The organism is Streptomyces sp. R-74717 (genome assembly GCF_047305335.1).
Lineage (GTDB): Bacteria > Actinomycetota > Actinomycetes > Streptomycetales > Streptomycetaceae > Streptomyces > Streptomyces atratus.
Window position 1 is genome coordinate 7,670,020 of record NZ_CP102361.1, and the last position, 17,455, is coordinate 7,687,474.

Annotated in this window: 15 protein-coding genes and 1 tRNA gene; 11 read left to right on the forward strand and 5 right to left on the reverse strand. The window is 70.1% G+C overall.

The genetic code is table 11. The annotated features are described in order from the left end of the window. Positions 1-66 precede the first annotated feature (66 nt). Positions 67-151: transfer RNA gene (locus NRF20_RS35165), tRNA-Leu, on the reverse strand. 183 nt (positions 152-334) lie between these two features. Between NRF20_RS35165 and NRF20_RS35170 the strand changes: the two genes are divergently transcribed. From NRF20_RS35170 to NRF20_RS35180, 3 genes are all read left to right on the forward strand, one after another. Beyond that, on the forward strand, positions 335-1,660 hold the full coding sequence (locus NRF20_RS35170; protein WP_266362808.1) for a M20/M25/M40 family metallo-hydrolase: 1,326 nt from the start codon (positions 335-337) through the stop codon (positions 1,658-1,660). A gap of 164 nt (positions 1,661-1,824) precedes the next feature. Beyond that, positions 1,825-2,058, forward strand: coding sequence for a chaplin ChpH (gene chpH / locus NRF20_RS35175; protein WP_398629122.1), 234 nt, complete (start codon positions 1,825-1,827; stop codon positions 2,056-2,058). A 138-nt stretch (positions 2,059-2,196) separates the two neighbouring features. After that, a complete protein-coding gene (locus tag NRF20_RS35180) occupies positions 2,197-2,931 on the forward strand; it encodes a chaplin (protein ID WP_398629121.1) in 735 nt (244 codons plus the stop codon). Positions 2,932-2,998: 67 nt separating this feature from the next. Here NRF20_RS35180 and NRF20_RS35185 read toward each other — a convergent pair whose 3' ends face one another. Then, the gene (locus tag NRF20_RS35185) at positions 2,999-3,187 is read right to left on the reverse strand and encodes a DUF5703 family protein (protein ID WP_030918345.1); all 189 of its coding nucleotides are present in this window, start codon (positions 3,185-3,187) and stop codon (positions 2,999-3,001) included. 47 nt (positions 3,188-3,234) lie between these two features. On the opposite strand from NRF20_RS35185, the gene NRF20_RS35190 reads away from it, so the two are divergent. Then, positions 3,235-3,894: a hypothetical protein gene (locus tag NRF20_RS35190; protein WP_398629120.1), complete on the forward strand. Its 660-nt coding sequence runs from the start codon at positions 3,235-3,237 to the stop codon at positions 3,892-3,894. A gap of 63 nt (positions 3,895-3,957) precedes the next feature. On the opposite strand, the gene NRF20_RS35195 is transcribed toward NRF20_RS35190, so the two are convergent. Both NRF20_RS35195 and NRF20_RS35200 read right to left on the reverse strand, forming a co-directional pair. Continuing rightward, positions 3,958-6,297 carry a helix-hairpin-helix domain-containing protein gene (locus NRF20_RS35195; protein WP_413753908.1) on the reverse strand — a complete coding sequence of 780 codons (2,340 nt, stop codon included), beginning with the start codon at positions 6,295-6,297 and terminating at the stop codon, positions 3,958-3,960. Then, positions 6,294-7,277, reverse strand: coding sequence for an aldo/keto reductase (locus NRF20_RS35200; protein WP_413753909.1), 984 nt, complete (start codon positions 7,275-7,277; stop codon positions 6,294-6,296). Before NRF20_RS35200 ends, NRF20_RS35195 begins: the two co-directional genes overlap by 4 nt. A gap of 140 nt (positions 7,278-7,417) precedes the next feature. On the opposite strand from NRF20_RS35200, the gene NRF20_RS35205 reads away from it, so the two are divergent. Together NRF20_RS35205 and NRF20_RS35210 are read left to right on the forward strand one after the other, a co-directional pair. Next, complete coding sequence (locus NRF20_RS35205) at positions 7,418-8,467, forward strand: LLM class F420-dependent oxidoreductase (RefSeq protein ID WP_266362815.1); 1,050 nt, start codon at positions 7,418-7,420, stop codon at positions 8,465-8,467. A gap of 300 nt (positions 8,468-8,767) precedes the next feature. Continuing rightward, positions 8,768-9,556, forward strand: coding sequence for a ferritin-like domain-containing protein (locus NRF20_RS35210; protein WP_398629117.1), 789 nt, complete (start codon positions 8,768-8,770; stop codon positions 9,554-9,556). 25 nt (positions 9,557-9,581) lie between these two features. On the opposite strand, the gene corA is transcribed toward NRF20_RS35210, so the two are convergent. Continuing rightward, positions 9,582-10,577 carry a magnesium/cobalt transporter CorA gene (gene corA, locus NRF20_RS35215; protein WP_266362819.1) on the reverse strand — a complete coding sequence of 332 codons (996 nt, stop codon included), beginning with the start codon at positions 10,575-10,577 and terminating at the stop codon, positions 9,582-9,584. Between the two features lie 59 nt (positions 10,578-10,636). Between corA and NRF20_RS35220 the strand changes: the two genes are divergently transcribed. The 5 genes from NRF20_RS35220 (at position 10,637) to NRF20_RS35240 (ending at position 17,427) form a co-directional block, all read left to right on the forward strand. After that, positions 10,637-11,359 (forward strand): histidine phosphatase family protein, encoded by a 723-nt coding sequence (locus NRF20_RS35220; RefSeq protein ID WP_398629116.1) that lies wholly within the window; start codon positions 10,637-10,639, stop codon positions 11,357-11,359. Positions 11,360-11,463: 104 nt separating this feature from the next. Continuing rightward, positions 11,464-12,054 carry a DUF3090 domain-containing protein gene (locus NRF20_RS35225; RefSeq protein ID WP_072484378.1) on the forward strand — a complete coding sequence of 197 codons (591 nt, stop codon included), beginning with the start codon at positions 11,464-11,466 and terminating at the stop codon, positions 12,052-12,054. Beyond that, positions 12,018-12,872 (forward strand): SCO1664 family protein, encoded by an 855-nt coding sequence (locus NRF20_RS35230; protein WP_398629115.1) that lies wholly within the window; start codon positions 12,018-12,020, stop codon positions 12,870-12,872. Before NRF20_RS35225 ends, NRF20_RS35230 begins: the two co-directional genes overlap by 37 nt. A gap of 152 nt (positions 12,873-13,024) precedes the next feature. After that, a complete protein-coding gene (gene mshC, locus NRF20_RS35235) occupies positions 13,025-14,254 on the forward strand; it encodes a cysteine--1-D-myo-inosityl 2-amino-2-deoxy-alpha-D-glucopyranoside ligase (RefSeq protein ID WP_398629114.1) in 1,230 nt (409 codons plus the stop codon). A 125-nt stretch (positions 14,255-14,379) separates the two neighbouring features. Further along, complete coding sequence (locus NRF20_RS35240) at positions 14,380-17,427, forward strand: NPCBM/NEW2 domain-containing protein (protein ID WP_413753910.1); 3,048 nt, start codon at positions 14,380-14,382, stop codon at positions 17,425-17,427. Positions 17,428-17,455: the final 28 nt, after the last annotated feature.

The window sequence follows — 17,455 nt, forward strand, 5'->3', positions numbered from 1 at the left end:
CTATGTGACCGTGCGGGCGCAACGCAGAATGCCGACCAGGATCGCTCCTGATCGGCATTCTCTCTGTGTCCGAGGGGGGACTTGAACCCCCACGCCCGATAAAGGGCACTAGCACCTCAAGCTAGCGCGTCTGCCATTCCGCCACCCGGACAAGGTGTCTGTCTCGCGGGCCCGGCCCGTTCCGACGTGGAAAACAATAGCAAACATTCGGGGGTGCTCGATCACGCCAGGGGGAGTGTGAAGGGCGCATGACGGGGGGTGGGGGGCCTTGGGTGTGCGGGCCGTGCGCGGGAGGATGAGGGGGAGCACCACGGCGACAGTGGAAGGAAGCAGTGTGAGCGAGACCAACACGGCCCGGACCGTCTCGGGCGAGGACGAGGTCGTGGACCTCTGTCGTGAGCTGATCCGGATCGACACCAGTAACTACGGGGACCACTCGGGTCCGGGGGAGCGGGTCGCCGCCGAGTACGTCGCGGAGAAGCTCGCCGAGGTCGGGCTGGAGCCGCAGATCTTCGAGTCCCACAAGGGCCGGGCCTCGACCGTGGCGCGGATCGAGGGCGAGGACCCGTCCAAGCCCGCGCTGCTGATCCACGGGCACACCGATGTGGTTCCGGCCAATGCTCACGACTGGACGCACCACCCGTTCTCGGGCGAGGTCGCGGACGGCTGCGTGTGGGGCCGCGGCGCGGTCGACATGAAGGACATGGACGCGATGACCCTCGCGGTCGTCCGCGACCGGATGCGCAGCGGCCGCAAGCCCCCGCGCGACATCGTGCTGGCCTTCCTCGCGGACGAGGAGGCGGGCGGTACGTACGGCGCGCGGTATCTCGTGGACAAGCACCCCGGCCTCTTCGAGGGTGTCACCGAGGCGATCGGCGAGGTCGGCGGCTTCTCGTTCACGGTGAACGAGAAGCTGCGGCTCTACCTCGTCGAGACGGCCGAGAAGGGCATGCACTGGATGCGGCTCACCGTGGACGGCACCGCCGGTCACGGCTCGATGACCAACAACGACAACGCGATCACCGAGCTCTGCGAGGCGGTCGGACGGCTGGGGCGGCACAAGTGGCCGGTCCGGGTGACCAAGACCGTACGGTCCTTCCTCGACGAACTGTCCGATGCGCTCGGCACGCCGCTCGACCCGGAGGACATGGAGGCCACGCTGGCCAAGCTGGGCGGCATCGCCAAGATGATCGGCGCCACGCTCCGTAACTCCGCCGCTCCCACCATGCTCGGCGCCGGCTACAAGGTGAACGTGATTCCCGGCCAGGCCACCGCCCATGTCGACGGCCGGTTCCTGCCCGGTTTCGAGGACGAGTTCCTGGCCGACCTGGACCGGATCCTCGGCCCGCGGGTGAAGCGCGAGGACGTGCACGGCGACAAGGCGCTGGAGACCAGTTTCGACGGTTCGCTCGTGGACGCGATGCAGATCGCCCTGAAGGCGGAGGACCCGATCGCGCGTGCCGTCCCTTACATGCTTTCCGGCGGTACCGACGCCAAGTCCTTCGACGACCTCGGTATCCGCTGCTTCGGGTTCGCACCGCTGAAGCTGCCGCCGGAGCTGGACTTCGCAGGCATGTTCCACGGCGTGGACGAGCGTGTACCCGTGGACGGTCTGCAGTTCGGTGTGCGGGTGCTCGACCGTTTCATCGACAACTGCTGAGTCTCTGCCGCTTTTCCGCTGATTCTCGGCGTCAACAATCGCCAGCGTGTGCGTATTTGACCGGAACGAGTGAAAGGAACCATACGCTCGTAGCCCAATTACCTCTTCCTCGTTACAAGTGATGCGGTCCGCGGCTGGGACCGCATTGCCAACTAGGAGGAATAATGATCAAGAAGGTCGTCGCTGCTGCGGCTGTCACCGGTGGTCTGGTGCTCGCGGGTGCGGGCATGGCCGTCGCGGACTCCGGTGCCCAGGGCGCCACTGTCGGCAGCCCCGGTGTGCTCTCGGGCAACGTCATCCAGGCGCCCGTGCACGTGCCGGTGAACGTGTGTGGCAACACGATCTCCGTGGTCGGGCTGCTGAACCCCACTTTCGGCAACACCTGTGCCAATGCCTGACGTTGTGCGTCAACCCGTAAGGGTTTGAATCCGGTCGGCCCCGGAGTGCACGCCATGCACTCCGGGGCCGCTGGGTAATCGGCCCCCGCACGGTCAAGTCCGGGGGTATTCCGGAAGGTAGAAGGCGGGAAACAATCTATGCGACAGGTCACGCGTAAAGGCCTGATCACCATGGCGGCTGCGGGCGGCGTGCTCGCGCTGAGTGGCGGTTATGCGCACGCCGACGCGGGAGCGGCCGGCGGCGCATCGAATTCCCCGGGGGTGCTTTCAGGGAATTCGGTCCAGATCCCGGTCGACGTACCGGTCAACGTATGCGGCAACTCCGTGAGCGTCGTGGGACTGCTCAACCCGGCCGCAGGAAACACCTGCGGAAACGGTTCGCAGAGCGCTGCCTCGGGCAGTCAGGAGTCCGACGACCGGACCCAGGCGCACCGGGCGGGGACCGGCAGGCACCGGGCCGTCACGAGCGGCACCGGCAGCGGGGCAACGGCCGAGGGGGTTACGAGCGGCTCGCCCGGTGTCCTTTCGGGCAACAACATCGCGGTGCCCATCGACATCCCCGTGAACGCCTGCGGGAACAGTGTCACCATCGGCGGACTGCTCAATCCCGCCTCCGGCAACGACTGCGGAAATGTTCCGGACGTCGTCACGCCGCCGGTCGGCACTCCGGTCACTCCGGTCACTCCGGTCACTGAGAACCAGCCCCCGGCACCCGGACCGCGAAACGTGTCGAACGCGCACGGGACACAGAACGTCGCGCAGCTCGCACACACCGGAGCGGGCGGGCTCGACCTGCTGGTCCCGGCGAGCGTGGGCCTGCTGCTGGCGGGTGCGGGCACAGTGCTGTACCGCCGCGCCCGGATGTCCGCCTAGCGGTCCTGAGCGGCGACGCAAGCACAGTGAAGGGAGCGGGCCCCGCGATTGCGGGGCCCGCTCCGTCTCACCAGGTGGCCCGGAGCTGGCGGATGATCCGTCGGCGCAGCCGCACCCTGCGGCTGCCGTCACGGCGCAGCGTCAGCCGGTCCAACTCCCAGTGCCCGTACTCGGCATGGTCGGTCAGCAGGCGGGCCGTCTCCTTCCGGGACACCCCGCGCGGTACGTACACATCGACAAATTCGTATTCCGGCATCGCATCTATTGTGCGGGCAGAGCCCGTGTACGGATAGCGTCTGCACTATGTCTGATGCTGCGCAGCCCACCGCTGCCGAGGTACGCGCCGCCGCCGAAGCGATCAAAGCCGCGCTCGACCATCACCTCGAGGCGGTCGAACGCCGGACAGGGGACGATGATCCCGCTGTCTATGACGCGTTCAATGCACTGGCCGCTGCCGCCGAGTTCTACGACGAACTGCTCTACGACCGCTACGACGAGGTCACTCCCTTCGAGATCCCGGGTGCGGAGGACTCCCTGCCGCCGTACGCCGGCCCCGAGGAGCCGAACGCGCTGAGTGTGCTGATCCGGCGCGACTACGCGGTGGTGGATCCGCCGCGGCTGCTCGCACAGGCCCAGCGCATCGCCGACCTCGATCCGGACGACCGCGCCGGCGGGAGCGCCGCGGTGGTGGGCTCCAGCGTCCATGCCGCGCTCGGAGTGCTCTTCGGCGAGTACGAACCGGACGAGATCGCTTCCCGGCATACGGAGTTCGGTCTGGAGGAGGGCGACTCCACGCTCTGGGTCACGGCTGCGGAGGAGTTGCCCGAGGCGGGGGAGTGGCTCGGCGCACCGTTCGACGAAGCGGACCCGCAGCTGGTGGTCTGCCGCTTCGACGTCAGCGCCGTCTTCGACGAGGACGAATCGGACGAGGAGCCGGTCGGCCTGGTGGTGGACAGCTCCTGATCCGTCCGCCGGACGGGCTCGGAACCGAGCCCGTCCGGCGGTGGGGGACAGGGTGCGGGCCGGTCATCCGGCCGGAGCCTCCAGCAGGGTGCGCAGTCGCGTCGTGCGGTCCTGGGCCGGGGACTGCGCGACCGCGCGCTGGAGCGCCTGATCCACCCCGTGCACGACGGACAGATGCCGCTGGCCGCGGCTGAAGGCGGTGTACACCCAGGGGCGACTCAGCCCCTGGGCGGCGTCACCCGGGAGCACGACGACCACTGCGGGCCACCGCATCCCGGCCGCCTGGTGGGCGCTGAGGGCCCACCCGTGGCGAACGGACGACTCCACCCGCTCCTGCGGTACGACGACCTTCGTTCCCGCGCAGTCCAGGTGCAGGCCCTCGGCGTCGGCCGAGACGACCACCCCGGGCACGGTCCTGCCGGGCGTCGGGACATGGACGACACGGTCGCCCGGGTCGAAGCCGCCGAACCGCCCCGGACCGGGGTTGAGCCGCTGCTTCAGTGCCGCGTTCAACGCCCGGGTGCCCGCCGAGCCGCCGTGGCCGACGGTGATCACCTGGGTGTCGGCCGACGGTACGCCGATGGCGCGCGGCACCGAGTCGGCGACCAGTTGCACCGTGCGGTGCACCGCCTCGCCCGCATCGCGCACGGGGACGATCACCACCTCCCTGCCGGGCGCCGCGACCTGGTTCAGCTCGCCGATTCCGATGCCGGAGACCAGTTCGCCGATCGGTCCCGGATCCGGCGTACGGGACACGATCTGCGGGCAGGCACGGGCCGCCAGCACATCGGCGAACACCCGCCCCGCACCGGCCGAGCCCAGTACGCCCGGGTCGCCGCTGAGCACCAGCCGGGTGCCGTCGGCCAGCGACTCCACGAGGATCGCGGCGGTCTCGACGTCCAGCTGCGGGGCGTCCAGCACGACGAGCAGGTCGACGGCGATCGCCCCCTCCTCGTCCCGTCCCGGGCCCTCCGCGCCGGAGAGCAGCCCGGCGAGTGTGACGGCCGCCGACGGATCGCCGGTCGCCTCGGACAGCCGACGCCTGCCGTCGACGCTGTGCACGGCACCCAGGGCGCGCAGTCCGAGGCCGCGGGCCGCGGTGATCAGCGCGGCGGGTTCGGCCCTGGCCGCCTCGCCGCCGGTGTGCGCCACGAGGCCATGGGCCGCGACCGCACGGATCAGCTCGGCCGCCGACGGGGAGCCCGCGGCCGAGGCCGGCTCCGTCCAGTCGGCGTCCTTCTCACAGGTGTTGATCAGGCGGGCCAGACCGTCGGCGAGGCTCTCCTCGGCGAGTGCGTACCGGTCGAGACCAAGCAGCACCTGCACCGGTTCCTGCCCGGCCCGGTCCTCTGCGCCCACTTCGGCGTCCTCGCCGGGTTCCGCGGGTGCGTCGGACTCCTGGTCGTCCTGCCCGTCCTGGAAGACCAGGACGACGCCCGCGGCAACGGCATGCTGTACGGCTGAGTCGGGGTCGGTCACCGAGCGCTCGGTGAGCGCGGCACGTACCGCCGTCGCGTCCAGTGCCGTATGGCCCTGGAGCGCGGCCCGCTCCAGCAGCCAGCCGACCAGGGCCGCGGTGCGCCGCTCGTCGTCCGGACCGCATTCGGTGCCCAGCACGGCCCGTGCGAAACCGTCGGCCTGCTCGGGCCTGACTCCCGGCACGGCCAGCAACTGCCACGGGTCCTCGCGCAGGGCATCGGCGGCCTGCGCACCGAGGGCCTCGGCAGCCGGGCGCGCCAGCGCTCCGGGTGCCCCGCCCTCGGCCAGTACGGCGGCCACCGCGGCGATGGCCTCCGGCGAGGCGCCCTGCGGAGCCGGGGCCTGCTCCGGCGCGCGGGGGCGTACCGGAGCGGGCGTGGGAGCGGCCCGGCGAGGGGTGGCGGGTGCGGGCGAGTCGAAGAACGCGGCGGCGGGCTTCTCACCGCTCTCCACGGCACGCACGGCCGCCAGCAGATCGGCCGCCTGGCCGCTCAGCTTCGCACCGGCGGCGATGGGGCCTTCCTTCTCGGCCTTGCGCTTCTCGATCCGTTCCCTCAGCTCACGCTGGGCGGCGAGCTCGGCCTCGGCCTCGGAGAGCGGTGCGGGGGCGGCAGCCGAACCGTCCACGGCGCCGTCGTCCGCGGCTGTCCCGTCGGTGTCGGCCGTGCCATCGGTCCCGTCGGCCGTTTCATCGGTGTACGTCATGCCGTCGGCCCCGGCTTCGGCTGCCTCGTCGGTCCCGGAGTCGTCGCCGTCCGTCTCCGCGGCGTCGGCGGCGTCATCGGCCGTCGTCGATCCCTCGCCCCCGTCGTGACCCTCGTCCTGCGAGGACGGAGCGGGCACGGCGGCGGAGGGGTCCGCGACAACGCTGTCGTCGTCGGCGGCCGGGGAGCCGGGGGTTTCCCCCCGGGGAAGCGCAGTCACAGCGTGCTCCAGTCCTGGTCGGGATAGCGGTGCACGGGCGCCGACACATCGTCGAGCGCCTGGCAGATCTCGTCAGGAAGACTAAGCGCCTCCACTGACAATGCCTCCGTGAGCTGCTGCGCGTTGCGTGCACCGACGATCGGGGCCACCACTCCCGGCCGGTCCCGCACCCAGGCGAGAGCAACCTGGAGCGCCGTCGTGGCCAGGCCGTCGGCCGCCGTCGCCACCGCGTCCACGATGCGGCTCGCCGGGTCGTCGAGATACGGCTCGACGAACGGGGCCAGCAGCTCCGAGGCGCCGCGTGAGTCCGCCGGGGTGCCCGTCCGGTACTTGCCGGTCAGGACACCCCGGCCCAGCGGGGAGGAAGGCAGCAGCCCCACGCCCAGATCGAGCGCGGCCGGCAGCACCTCGCGTTCCACACCCCGCTGCAACAGGGAGTACTCCATCTGGGTGCTCGCCAGCCGGGTGCGCACCCCGGGCGATGCGAGCTGCCAGGTCGCCGCCTTGGCCAGCTGCCAGCCGCAGAAATTCGACACCCCCGCGTACCGGGCGCGGCCGGTGGACACGGCCAGGTCCACCGCCTGAAGGGTCTCCTCCAGCGGAGTCACCGGGTCGAAGGCGTGGATCTGCCACAGATCCACGTAATCCGTACCGAGCCGTTCCAAGGAGGCGTCCAGCGCGGCCAGCAGATGGCCGCGGGATCCGTTGAACCGGCGGTACGGGTCGGCCACGCTGCCCGCCTTCGTCGCGATGACCAGATCGCGCCGTGGCACCAGGCCCTCGGTGAGTCGCCCGAGCAGATATTCGGCCTCCCCACCGCCGTACACATCGGCCGTGTCGACCAGCGTGCCGCCCGCTTCCCAGAAGGCTTTCAGCTGTTCGGCAGCGTCGTGCTCGTCGGTGTCCCGGCCCCAGGTCAGGGTGCCGAGCCCGATCCGGGACACTCGAAGGCCGGTTAGGCCGAGATGCCTCTGCTCCATGTGCGCTGAGATTACTGGCCAGAGCCCCACCCGGCGGAAGCCTGTGGACAACCCGGCATCAAGTCGCCCCTGCCGGAACCCGTTGCCGCGCGCTAGAGTCCGAAGCTCAGGGACGTTACTGATCGGTAAGGGGAGCGGCTATGCGGCTCGGCATCAATCTCGGTTACTGGGGCGCGGGAATGGACGGCGACAACCTCGCCGTCGCCCAGGAGGCCGACCGGCTCGGTTACGACGTCTGCTGGGCGGCCGAGGCGTACGGCTCCGACGCGCCGACCGTGCTGACCTGGGTCGCCGCCCAGACCGAGTCCATCGACGTCGGCTCCGCGATCATGCAGATCCCGGCCCGCCAGCCGGCCATGACGGCGATGACCGCCGCCACCCTCGACTCGCTCTCCGGCGGCAGGTTCCGCCTCGGCCTCGGCGTGTCGGGACCGCAGGTCTCCGAGGGCTGGTACGGCGTCAAGTTCGACAAGCCGCTGGCCCGCACCAGGGAGTACGTCGAGATCGTCCGCAGGGCGATGTCCCGTGAGCGGCTGTCGTACGAGGGGCAGCACTGGACACTCCCGCTGCCGGACGGTCCGGGGAAGCCGATCAAGCTCACCGTCCACCCACAGCGCGAGCACATCCCGCTCTACATCGCCGCGATCGGCCCGAAGAACCTGGAGCAGACCGGCGAGATCGCCGACGGTGCGCTGCTGATCTTCCCGTCCGCGGAGCACCTCGAGGACACCGCGGTGAAGTACCTGCGGGCGGGCCGCGAGAAGGCCGGCGAGACCATGGAGGGCTTCGACGTCTGCCCGACGCTGCCGCTGGCCGTCGGTGACGACATCAATGGCCTCGCGGACATGTTCCGTCCGTACACCGCGCTGTACGTGGGCGGTATGGGCAGCCGCAAGCAGAACTTCTACAACCAGCTCGCGCAGCGCATGGGGTACGAGAAGGAAGCCGCCGAGATTCAGGACAAGTACCTGTCCGGCGACAAGAACGGCGCCGCTGCCGCTGTGCCGCACCAGCTGATCGACCAGACCACGCTGCTCGGTTCGGTCGAGCGGATCGCCGAGCGGATGCAGGCGTATGCCGCGGCAGGTGTCACGACGCTGACTCTGGCTCCGGCCGGGTTCACGCTCGATGAGCGGATCACGGCTCTGCGGGCCGGTACGGATGCGCTGGAGCGGTCCGGGCTCGCGTAGCGCGGGCTCCGGACTTCCGGAGGCTCCCGGGGCTCCGGGACAGCGCTACGGCCGTGGTGGGGGCTCGGGGGTCCTCCCCGCCACGGCCGTTACGCGGAACAACGCGTTCGGGGGCATGTGGTTACGCCGAACGGCGTGCGGTTCGGTGCGGGGTCACAGGGCTGACGGTTGCGTCCTCGAGCGCCGGACGGGCCGGAGCGTTGCAGCCCGTCCGGCGTAGCCGTGGGGCGTTCCTGTTGCCCGGGTGGGCGTGTCACATTTGACTGTCGATGGGCGGATGCCGGTACGGAGGTGGCAGTGATGCTCTCGGCAAGGAACCTGTTCCAGGAGATTGTCGACGAAGACGAGTCGTTCCGGCTGTTCTGTTCCATCGCGGCCAGCGGGGAGTCCCAGGGTGGCTGGGAGAACGGGCGTATCGCGGCCCTCGTGCCCGAGAGCCAGCGGGCCCTGGCGCCCAAGATCGCGCGGCACGGCGCCGACGAGGACAAGCACGGCCGCATCTTCAACGCGCTGCTGAACAAGCGTGGGCTGCAGCCGGTCGAGGTTCCGCACGAGACCGACTACACGATGCTGCTGGAGAAGCAAGGCATCGGCCTCGCCCATGAGCAGCTGGGGCGCCAGGAGCCGCTCTCCGAGCGGGACATCATCACCTATCTCGCCCACAGCCGGGTCACCGAACAGCGCGCCTCCGAGCAGATGACGCTGCTGCGCAAGTACTTCGCCGACCACCCCGACCTCGCCCGCGCCGTGAAGATGATCTCGAACGACGAGGACAACCACCTGGCTTACTGCCATGAGGAATTGCTCCGCTTCGCCCGCTTCGGACACGGCCGCACGATCCAGCGCATTCTGCGCGAGTGCGCGCTCACCGAGATCCGGGTGTACCGCGATGTCAGCCTCGCCGTGATGGATCACATGGGCCGCATCCTGCACTGGCCCCGGGCCAAGGTGGCGGTGCTGGCCGCGGGAATCCACGGGGTCTACGCGTACGAGAGGCTCGTGGGGTGGCGGCGCATGGTGAGCCTGGCGCCGCCCGAGCGGCGCGACGCACTGGGCGGTCCCGCGACACAGGCGCCCGAGTTCGCCTGATCCGGGCGCCGCGCGCGGCCGCCCGTCAGAGCCAGCCGCGGCGCTTGAACTGCCGGTACAGGCCGAAGACCACGGAGCCCATCAGCACGATCACCGCCGGATAGGCCCACACCCAGCGGAGTTCCGGCATGTGCTCGAAGTTCATGCCGTAGATCCCCGCCACCATGGTCGGTACGGCGGCCATCGCCGCCCAGGCCGAGATCTTGCGCATGTCGTCGTTCTGCCGCACGCCTACCTGGGCCAGCTGCGCCGAGAGGATGTCGGAGAGCAGCCGGTCCAGCCCCTCCACGTACTCGTTGGCGCGCGTCAGATGGTCGCTCACGTCGCGGAAGAACGGCTGCGAGTGTTCGTGGACGAACGGCACCTCCGCACTCGCCAGCCGGGCCATGGGGGCGCTCAGCGGACCTGTGGCACGGCGGAACTCCATGATCTGCCGCTTGAAGGTGTAGATGCGGGATGCCGTGTTCTTGGTGTCCACGGCGCCGGTCGGCGCGAACACCTCGGTCTCCAGCTCCTCCAGGTCGACCTGGAGCTCGCCCGCCACCTCGATGTAGTGGTCGACGACGGCGTCGCTGATCGCGTACAGCACCGCGGTCGGCCCGTGCTTGAGAACGTCCGGCTCGGACTCCAGACGGCGGCGTACCGCGGCGAGCGGGGCGCCCTCCCCGTGCCGGACCGTCACGACGAACGAATCGCCGATGAAGGCCATCAGCTCGTCGGTGGTGACCGTGTCGCTCAGGTGCTCGTAGACCACCGGCTTGATGACCGCGAAGAGCGAGTCGTCGTACACCTCCAGCTTGGGCCGTTGGTGCGCACTCAGGGCGTCCTCCACGGCCAGCGGATGGAGTCCGAACTCGCCGCTGACGAGCTCGAATTCCTTCTCCGTCGGCTCGTGCAGACCGATCCAGAGGAACGCGTCCCCGGTGGCCCGTGCCTCCGCGAGGGCATCCGAGAGATCGGCAGGGCCTTCGGTACGACGCCCGCCCCGGTAGATCGCACTGTCCACAATCACGGCGCGCATTCTTCCCTGCTCCGGTCCCCGGCGCACCTCACCGGCGGCAGCGGCCTACGCTGGCCCGTATGCCCACCCTGATCCTCGTACGCCATGGACGCTCCACCGCAAACACGGCCGGGGTGCTCGCGGGCCGCACCCCGGGTGTCGCGCTCGACGAGCGCGGTGCCGCCCAGGCCGCGGCGCTGCCCGGACGGCTGGCCGCACTGCCCCTCGTCGCCGCCGTCAGCAGCCCCCTGCAGCGCTGCCGGGAGACCCTGCAGCCGCTGCTGGAAGCCCGGCCGGGACTGGTGCTGCACACCGAGGAGCGGATCAGCGAGTGCGACTACGGCGACTGGTCGGGGCGCAAACTGGCGGAACTCACCGACGAACCGCTGATGAGAGTCGTGCAGCAGCATCCGTCGGCCGCGGCGTTCCCCGGCGGCGAGTCCATGCGCGCCATGCAGGCACGTGCCGTCGACGCAGTACGGGACTGGAACGCGCGGATCGAGGCCGAGCACGGTGACGACGCCGCCTATGTGATGTGCTCGCACGGCGACATCATCAAGGCCCTCGTCGCCGACGCGCTCGGCATGCATCTCGACCTCTTCCAGCGGATCCACGCCGACCCCTGCTCGGTCACCGCGATCCGCTACACCAGGCTGCGGCCCTTCCTGCTGCGGCTCGGCGACACGGGGGACCTCGCCCCGCTGGCGCCCCGTGAGCACACAGCCGCAACGGACCAGGGCCGGCGCCCGGCGGCGGACGCCGATGCGGACGCGGCGGTCGGGGGCGGCGCTGGGGCGCCGTGATCGCTTTGCGCAGTAGGGTGGACGCGCCGTAGGCGCCCTTTCCGGGGAAACCCCCGGACCCCGGCCGCCCCTCATCTGCCGTCAATTTTCAAGGGAGACAGGACGTGTCCCGTCAGGTGTTCCTCTACGACCCCCCGGACCGCTTCGTGGCCGGTACGGTCGGGTTGCCTGGACGTCGTACGTTCTTCCTGCAGGCATCCTCAGGCGGACGCGTCACCAGCGTGGCCCTGGAGAAGACTCAGGTCGCCGCGCTCGCCGAGCGCATCGACGAACTGCTCGACGAAGTGGTGCGGCGGACCGGCGGGAATTCTCCGGTGCCCGCCGTGGCTCCGATGGATGTCACCGACACAGCGCCGCTCGACGTGCCCGTCGAGGAGGAGTTCCGGGTCGGCACGATGGCGCTCGCCTGGGACGGCGAGGAGCAGCGCATGATCGTCGAGGCGCAGGCGCTGGTCGAGCTCGACGTGGACTCCGACGAGGATCTCGCGGAGGCCGAGGAGCGGTTGCTCCAGGACGAGGAGAACGGTCCGCCGATGCTCCGGGTCCGCCTCAGCGGCGCACAGGCCCGCGCCTTCGCCAAGCGCGCCCTGGATGTCGTGAACGCCGGGCGCCCGCCGTGCCCGCTGTGCAGCCTGCCGCTCGACCCGGAAGGACACGTATGCCCGCGCCAGAACGGGTACCGTCGCGGAGCCTGACCGACACCGAGCTGGCCACCCTCCTCACCGAGGGCCGGCTCACCGTCCGCGGCCAGATCCGTGGGGCGTCCAACGCGGTGCTCTACTGCACGGTCGCCCACGAGGGCGACGAGGTGACGTGCGTCTACAAGCCAGTGGCCGGGGAACAGCCCCTGTGGGACTTCCCGGACGGCACGCTCGCCCAGCGTGAGGTGGCCGCGTACGAGATCTCCGAGGCGACCGGATGGGGGCTCATACCGCCCACCGTGCTGCGGGACGGGCCGTACGGCGAGGGCATGTGCCAGCTCTGGATCGAAGCGGAGCCGGACGGCGACGAGTCCTCCGCGGACGGTCCGCCCCCGCTTCTGGCGCTCGTCGAGGACGAGGAGCCGGGGGAGGGCTGGAAGGCCGTCGCCCTCGCCGAGGTCGGGGAGGGGAAGACGGCCCTGCTGGTCCACGCGGACGATCCGCGGCTGCGGCGGCTGGCGATCCTCGATGCCGTGATCAACAACGGTGACCGCAAGGGCGGCCATCTGCTGCCCGCACCCGACGGCCGGCTCTACGGCATCGACCACGGAGTGACCTTCAACACCGACGACAAGCTGCGCACCCTGCTCTGGGGGTGGGCGGGCGAGCCGTTGACGGCCGAGGCCGTCGAGGTCGTGGACCGGCTCGGTGCGGAGCTGGCGCCCGGGAGCCCGCTCGTCACCCGGCTGGCCGAGCTGATCACCGAGGTCGAGATCGAGGCCTTGCGGGGACGCGTGGAGGGGCTGAGGGCGTCGGGGAAGCACCCGGAGCCGAGCGGTGAGTGGCCGTCGATCCCCTGGCCGCCGGTGTGACGAGATCAAGCCACACCGGCGGTGCGGGAGCAGGGGCAGTCGGGCGGGGTCCCCACCGGAGCAGATGAACCCACGCCGCGCAAGACCGCCTCTTCGGTCAAGAACCGGCATCCGGTTCGTATCCGGAACATGCATCCGGTTACGCTCGTGGCATGCATGCCTGGCCCGCTTCTGAGGTCCCCGCCCTGCCTGGCAAGGGCCGCGACCTTCGGATCCACGACACCGCGACCGGCGGACGGATCACTCTTGACCCCGGTCCCGTCGCCCGTATCTACGTCTGCGGCATCACGCCGTACGACGCGACCCACATGGGTCATGCGGCGACCTACAACGCGTTCGACCTCGTTCAGCGCGTGTGGCTCGACACCAAGCGGCAGGTTCACTATGTCCAGAACGTGACCGACGTGGACGACCCGCTGCTGGAGCGGGCCGTGCGCGACGGTCAGGACTGGACCGAGCTCGCCGAGCGCGAGACGGCCCTGTTCCGCGAGGACATGACTGCCCTGCGCATGCTCCCGCCGAAGCACTACATCGGCGCCGTGGAGGCGATACCGGGCATCGTCCCGCTCGTCGAGCGGCTCCGGGACGCCGGCGCCGCCTACGAACTCGACGGGGATGTGTACTTCTCCGTCGAGACCGACCCGCACTTCGGCGGGGTCTCGAACCTCGACACCGAGGCGATGCGGCTGCTCTGCGCCGAGCGCGGCGGCGACCCGGAGCGCCCCGGCAAGAAGAACCCGCTCGACCCGATGCTCTGGATGGCCGCCCGTGAGGGCGAGCCGAGCTGGGACGGCGCCTCGCTCGGCCCCGGCCGGCCCGGCTGGCACATCGAGTGCGTCGCCATCGCCCTGGACCACCTCGGCATGGGCTTCGACGTCCAGGGCGGCGGGTCCGACCTCGCCTTCCCGCACCACGAGATGGGTGCCTCGCACGCCCAGGTGCTGACCGGCGAGTACCCGTTCGCCCAGGCGTATGTGCACGCCGGAATGGTCGCCCTGGACGGCGAGAAGATGTCCAAGTCCAAGGGCAACCTGGTCTTCGTCTCGAAGCTTCGTCATGACGGCGTGGACCCGGCGGCGATCCGGCTCGCCCTGCTGTCGCACCACTACCGGTCCGACTGGGAGTGGACCGACCAGGTGCTCGCCGATGCCGTCGAGCGGCTCGGACGGTGGCGTGCCGCCGTCTCCCGGCCCGACGGACTGCCCGCCGAGGCCCTGGTCGAGGAGGTCCGCGAGGCCCTCGCCGACGACCTGGACGCACCGGCCGCCCTGGCGGCCGTGGACCGCTGGGCCGAGCGCCAGAACGCCGAGGGCGGTACGGACGAGGGCGCACCGGGCCTTGTCTCGCGCACCGTCGACGCGCTGCTGGGTGTCGCACTGTAGTGCCGCGCACGGTGACAACCCGCTGATCGCCATCCGATGAGCCGGCCTTGGACTTCTCGACGAAGTTCAGGGCCGGTTCCGTTTTGTCCATGGTCAAGTGCTCGATACTGCGCTAAAAGCGCTCTATGCAATCATCAACGCGCATCAGAACGGCGGCACTTGCAGCCTTGCTGGGGCTGATGGCCGTCTTCGCGGGGCCCGGCGCAGCCCAGGCCGGCGCCGCCGAACCGGACACCACCACGGTCGGCGACCTCACCGGATTCTCCGCCGACGGATCCGTCTACCACTTGAGGGCCGGCGCCGCCGAGGCCCGTGTCAGCTTCGTCTCCGACGAGACCTTCCGTATCGAACTCGCCCCGGACGGTACGTTCTCCGACCCGACCGGCGACGACATAGTCATGCCGCAGGGCGCCCCGCCGCACACCCGGTGGAAGGAGCGGAGCGACCGCTACGAACTCTCCACCGGCAGCGTCACCCTGCGCGCCTACAAGGCGCCCCTGCGCTTCGCGCTGTACCGGGCGGACGGCACCCAGGTCTGGTCCGAGGCCAAGGGGCTGAGCTGGGACGGGAAGCAGACCACCCAGACCCTGGCCCGCGGCGCGGACGAGCAGTTCTACGGCGCCGGAATGCAGAACGGCCGCGGCAACACCTCGCACCGCGACCGGACCGTCGAGGTCGGCGTCGACTACAACTGGGACGACGGCGGCCACCCCAACTCGGTGCCGTTCTACCTCTCCTCGGCGGGGTACGGCGTCTTCCGCAACACCTATGCGCCGAACACCTATGCCTTCACCGACCCGGTGACCACCAGTGCGAAGGAAAAGCGCTTCGACGCCTACTATTTCGCGGGCGACAGCGCCAAGGGCGTCATCGGGCAGTACACGAAGCTCACCGGCAAGCCCTTCCTGCCACCCGTGTACGGAATGGAGATCGGCGACGCCGACTGCTACCTCCACAACGCCAACCGCGGCGAGCGCCGCACCCTGGACTCCCTGAAGATCGCCGACGGCTACGTCGAGCACGACATGCCCAACGGCTGGATGCTCGTCAACGACGGATACGGCTGCGGATACGAGGACCTCGCCGAGACCGCCAAGGGCCTCCAGGACCGCGACATGCAGCTCGGCCTGTGGACCCAGGACGGCATCGACAAGATCGCCGAACAGGTCAAGGCGGGTCAGCGGGTCGCCAAGCTCGATGTCGCCTGGATCGGCTCCGGGTACAAGTTCGCGCTTGACGGCTGCAAGGACGCGTACAAGGGCATCGAGGACAACAGTGACGCCCGCGGCTTCACCTACGCCCCCGAGAGCTGGTCGGGTGCGCAGCGCTGCGGCGTCCAGTGGTCCGGCGACCAGTACGGCACCTGGGACTACATCCGCTGGCAGATCCCGACCTACGCCGGCGCCACGATGTCCGGTCTCGCCTACACCACCGGCGATGTCGACGGCATCTTCGGAGGCAGCGCCAAGACGTACACCCGTGATCTCCAGTGGAAGATGTTCCTGGGCACCACGATGACCATGGACGGCTGGGCGGCCAGCGACAAACAGCCCTACCGGTACGGGGAGCCGTACACCTCCATCAACCGCGACTACCTCAAGCTCAAGGAGTCGCTGCTGCCCTACCAGTACTCCTACGCGCACGAGGCGACGAAGACGGGCGTCGGCATGGTCCGCCCGCTGGTCCTCGAATACCCGGACGACCCGAAAGCGGCGACGGACGCGGCGAAGTACGAATTCATGTCGGGAGAGGACTTCCTCGTCGCGCCCGTCTACCAGGACAGCACCGAGCGCAACGGGATCTATCTGCCGAAGGGCACCTGGACCGACTACTGGAGCGGCCGCACGTACGAGGGGCCGACCACCGTCGACCACTACAGCGCCCCGCTCGACACGCTGCCGCTGTTCGTCAAGGGCGGTGCCAGTGTGCCGATGTGGCCGGGCATCCGCTCGTACAAGGACCGCACCGCCGACTCCCCGCTCGCCTGGGACATCTACCCGCAGGGCACGTCGTCCTTCACGCTCTACGAGGACGACGGCGTCACCCGGCAGCACCGCGACGGCAAGTACGCCACACAGACCGCCGACGTCGACGCACCGGTACGGGGCGCGGGCGACGTCACCGTGCGGATCGGTGAGAGCAAGGGGGAGTTCACCGGCAAGCAGAGCACCCGCCCGTACGAGTTCAGCGTGCACACCGGCTCCGCGCCGAGCGCGGTCAAGCTCAACGGCAAGCTGCCCCGGCTGGGTTCCGCGGCCGCGTACAAGGCGGCGAAGCAGGGCTGGTGGTACGACCAGGACGACCGCGGCGGTGTCGTGAAGATCAAGACTGCGTCGCTCTCCACCGGCAAGAAGTTCTCCGTGAAGCTGGAGAACACAAGCGCGGTCGGCGGGAGGAACGCGGCCGCGACGGCCGTCGTCTCCGCGCCGGCCGGGCAGGAGATCGGCGCCGGGGTCGAAGGCGCCGTCGCCGTCGATGTCACCGCGGGCGACGCCGACGTGACGGACGCCGCGGTCACCCTCGACGTTCCCGAGGGCTGGCAGGTCACCCAGGACCAGGCCGTGGACCGGATTCCGGCGGGCACCACCCGGCGGGTCGAGGTGTCGGTCACCCCGGCCAAGGACGCCATGGCTGGGGAGGCGAGGATCACCGCACTCGCCCGCTACCGGGCAGCCGGCGAAGCCCGGACCTCCGTCCAGCGGTTCGCTGCCGGTGTGATGCCGCCGCCGCCCGCCGGTGAGGCATGGGCGAGCGATCTGGTGTGGCTGAAGTCGGTCAATGGATACGGGCCAGCCGAACGAGACCGCAGCAACGGCGAGTCGGGCGCGGCCGACGGACACCGGCTGACTCTCGCGGGGAAGACGTACGACAAGGGGATCGGCACCCATGCCGACTCCGACATCGAGGTCTATCTCGGCGGGCGCTGCACCGCCTTCACTGCGGACGTGGGGATCGACGACGAGATCAACGGCTACGGCGAAGTGGCGTTCTCCGTCGAGGCGGACGGCAAGGTGCTGTGGACCTCGCCGAAGGTGACGGGGGCGTCGGCGACGGTACCGGTCGATGTGAAGCTCGACGGTGCGCGCCATGTGCACCTGAAGGTCACGGACACCAATGGATCCAAGACCGGTGACCACGGGGACTGGGCCGCGGCGCGGTTCACCTGTTCCTGAATGACCCGGACAGTGAAGGAGCGCCGGG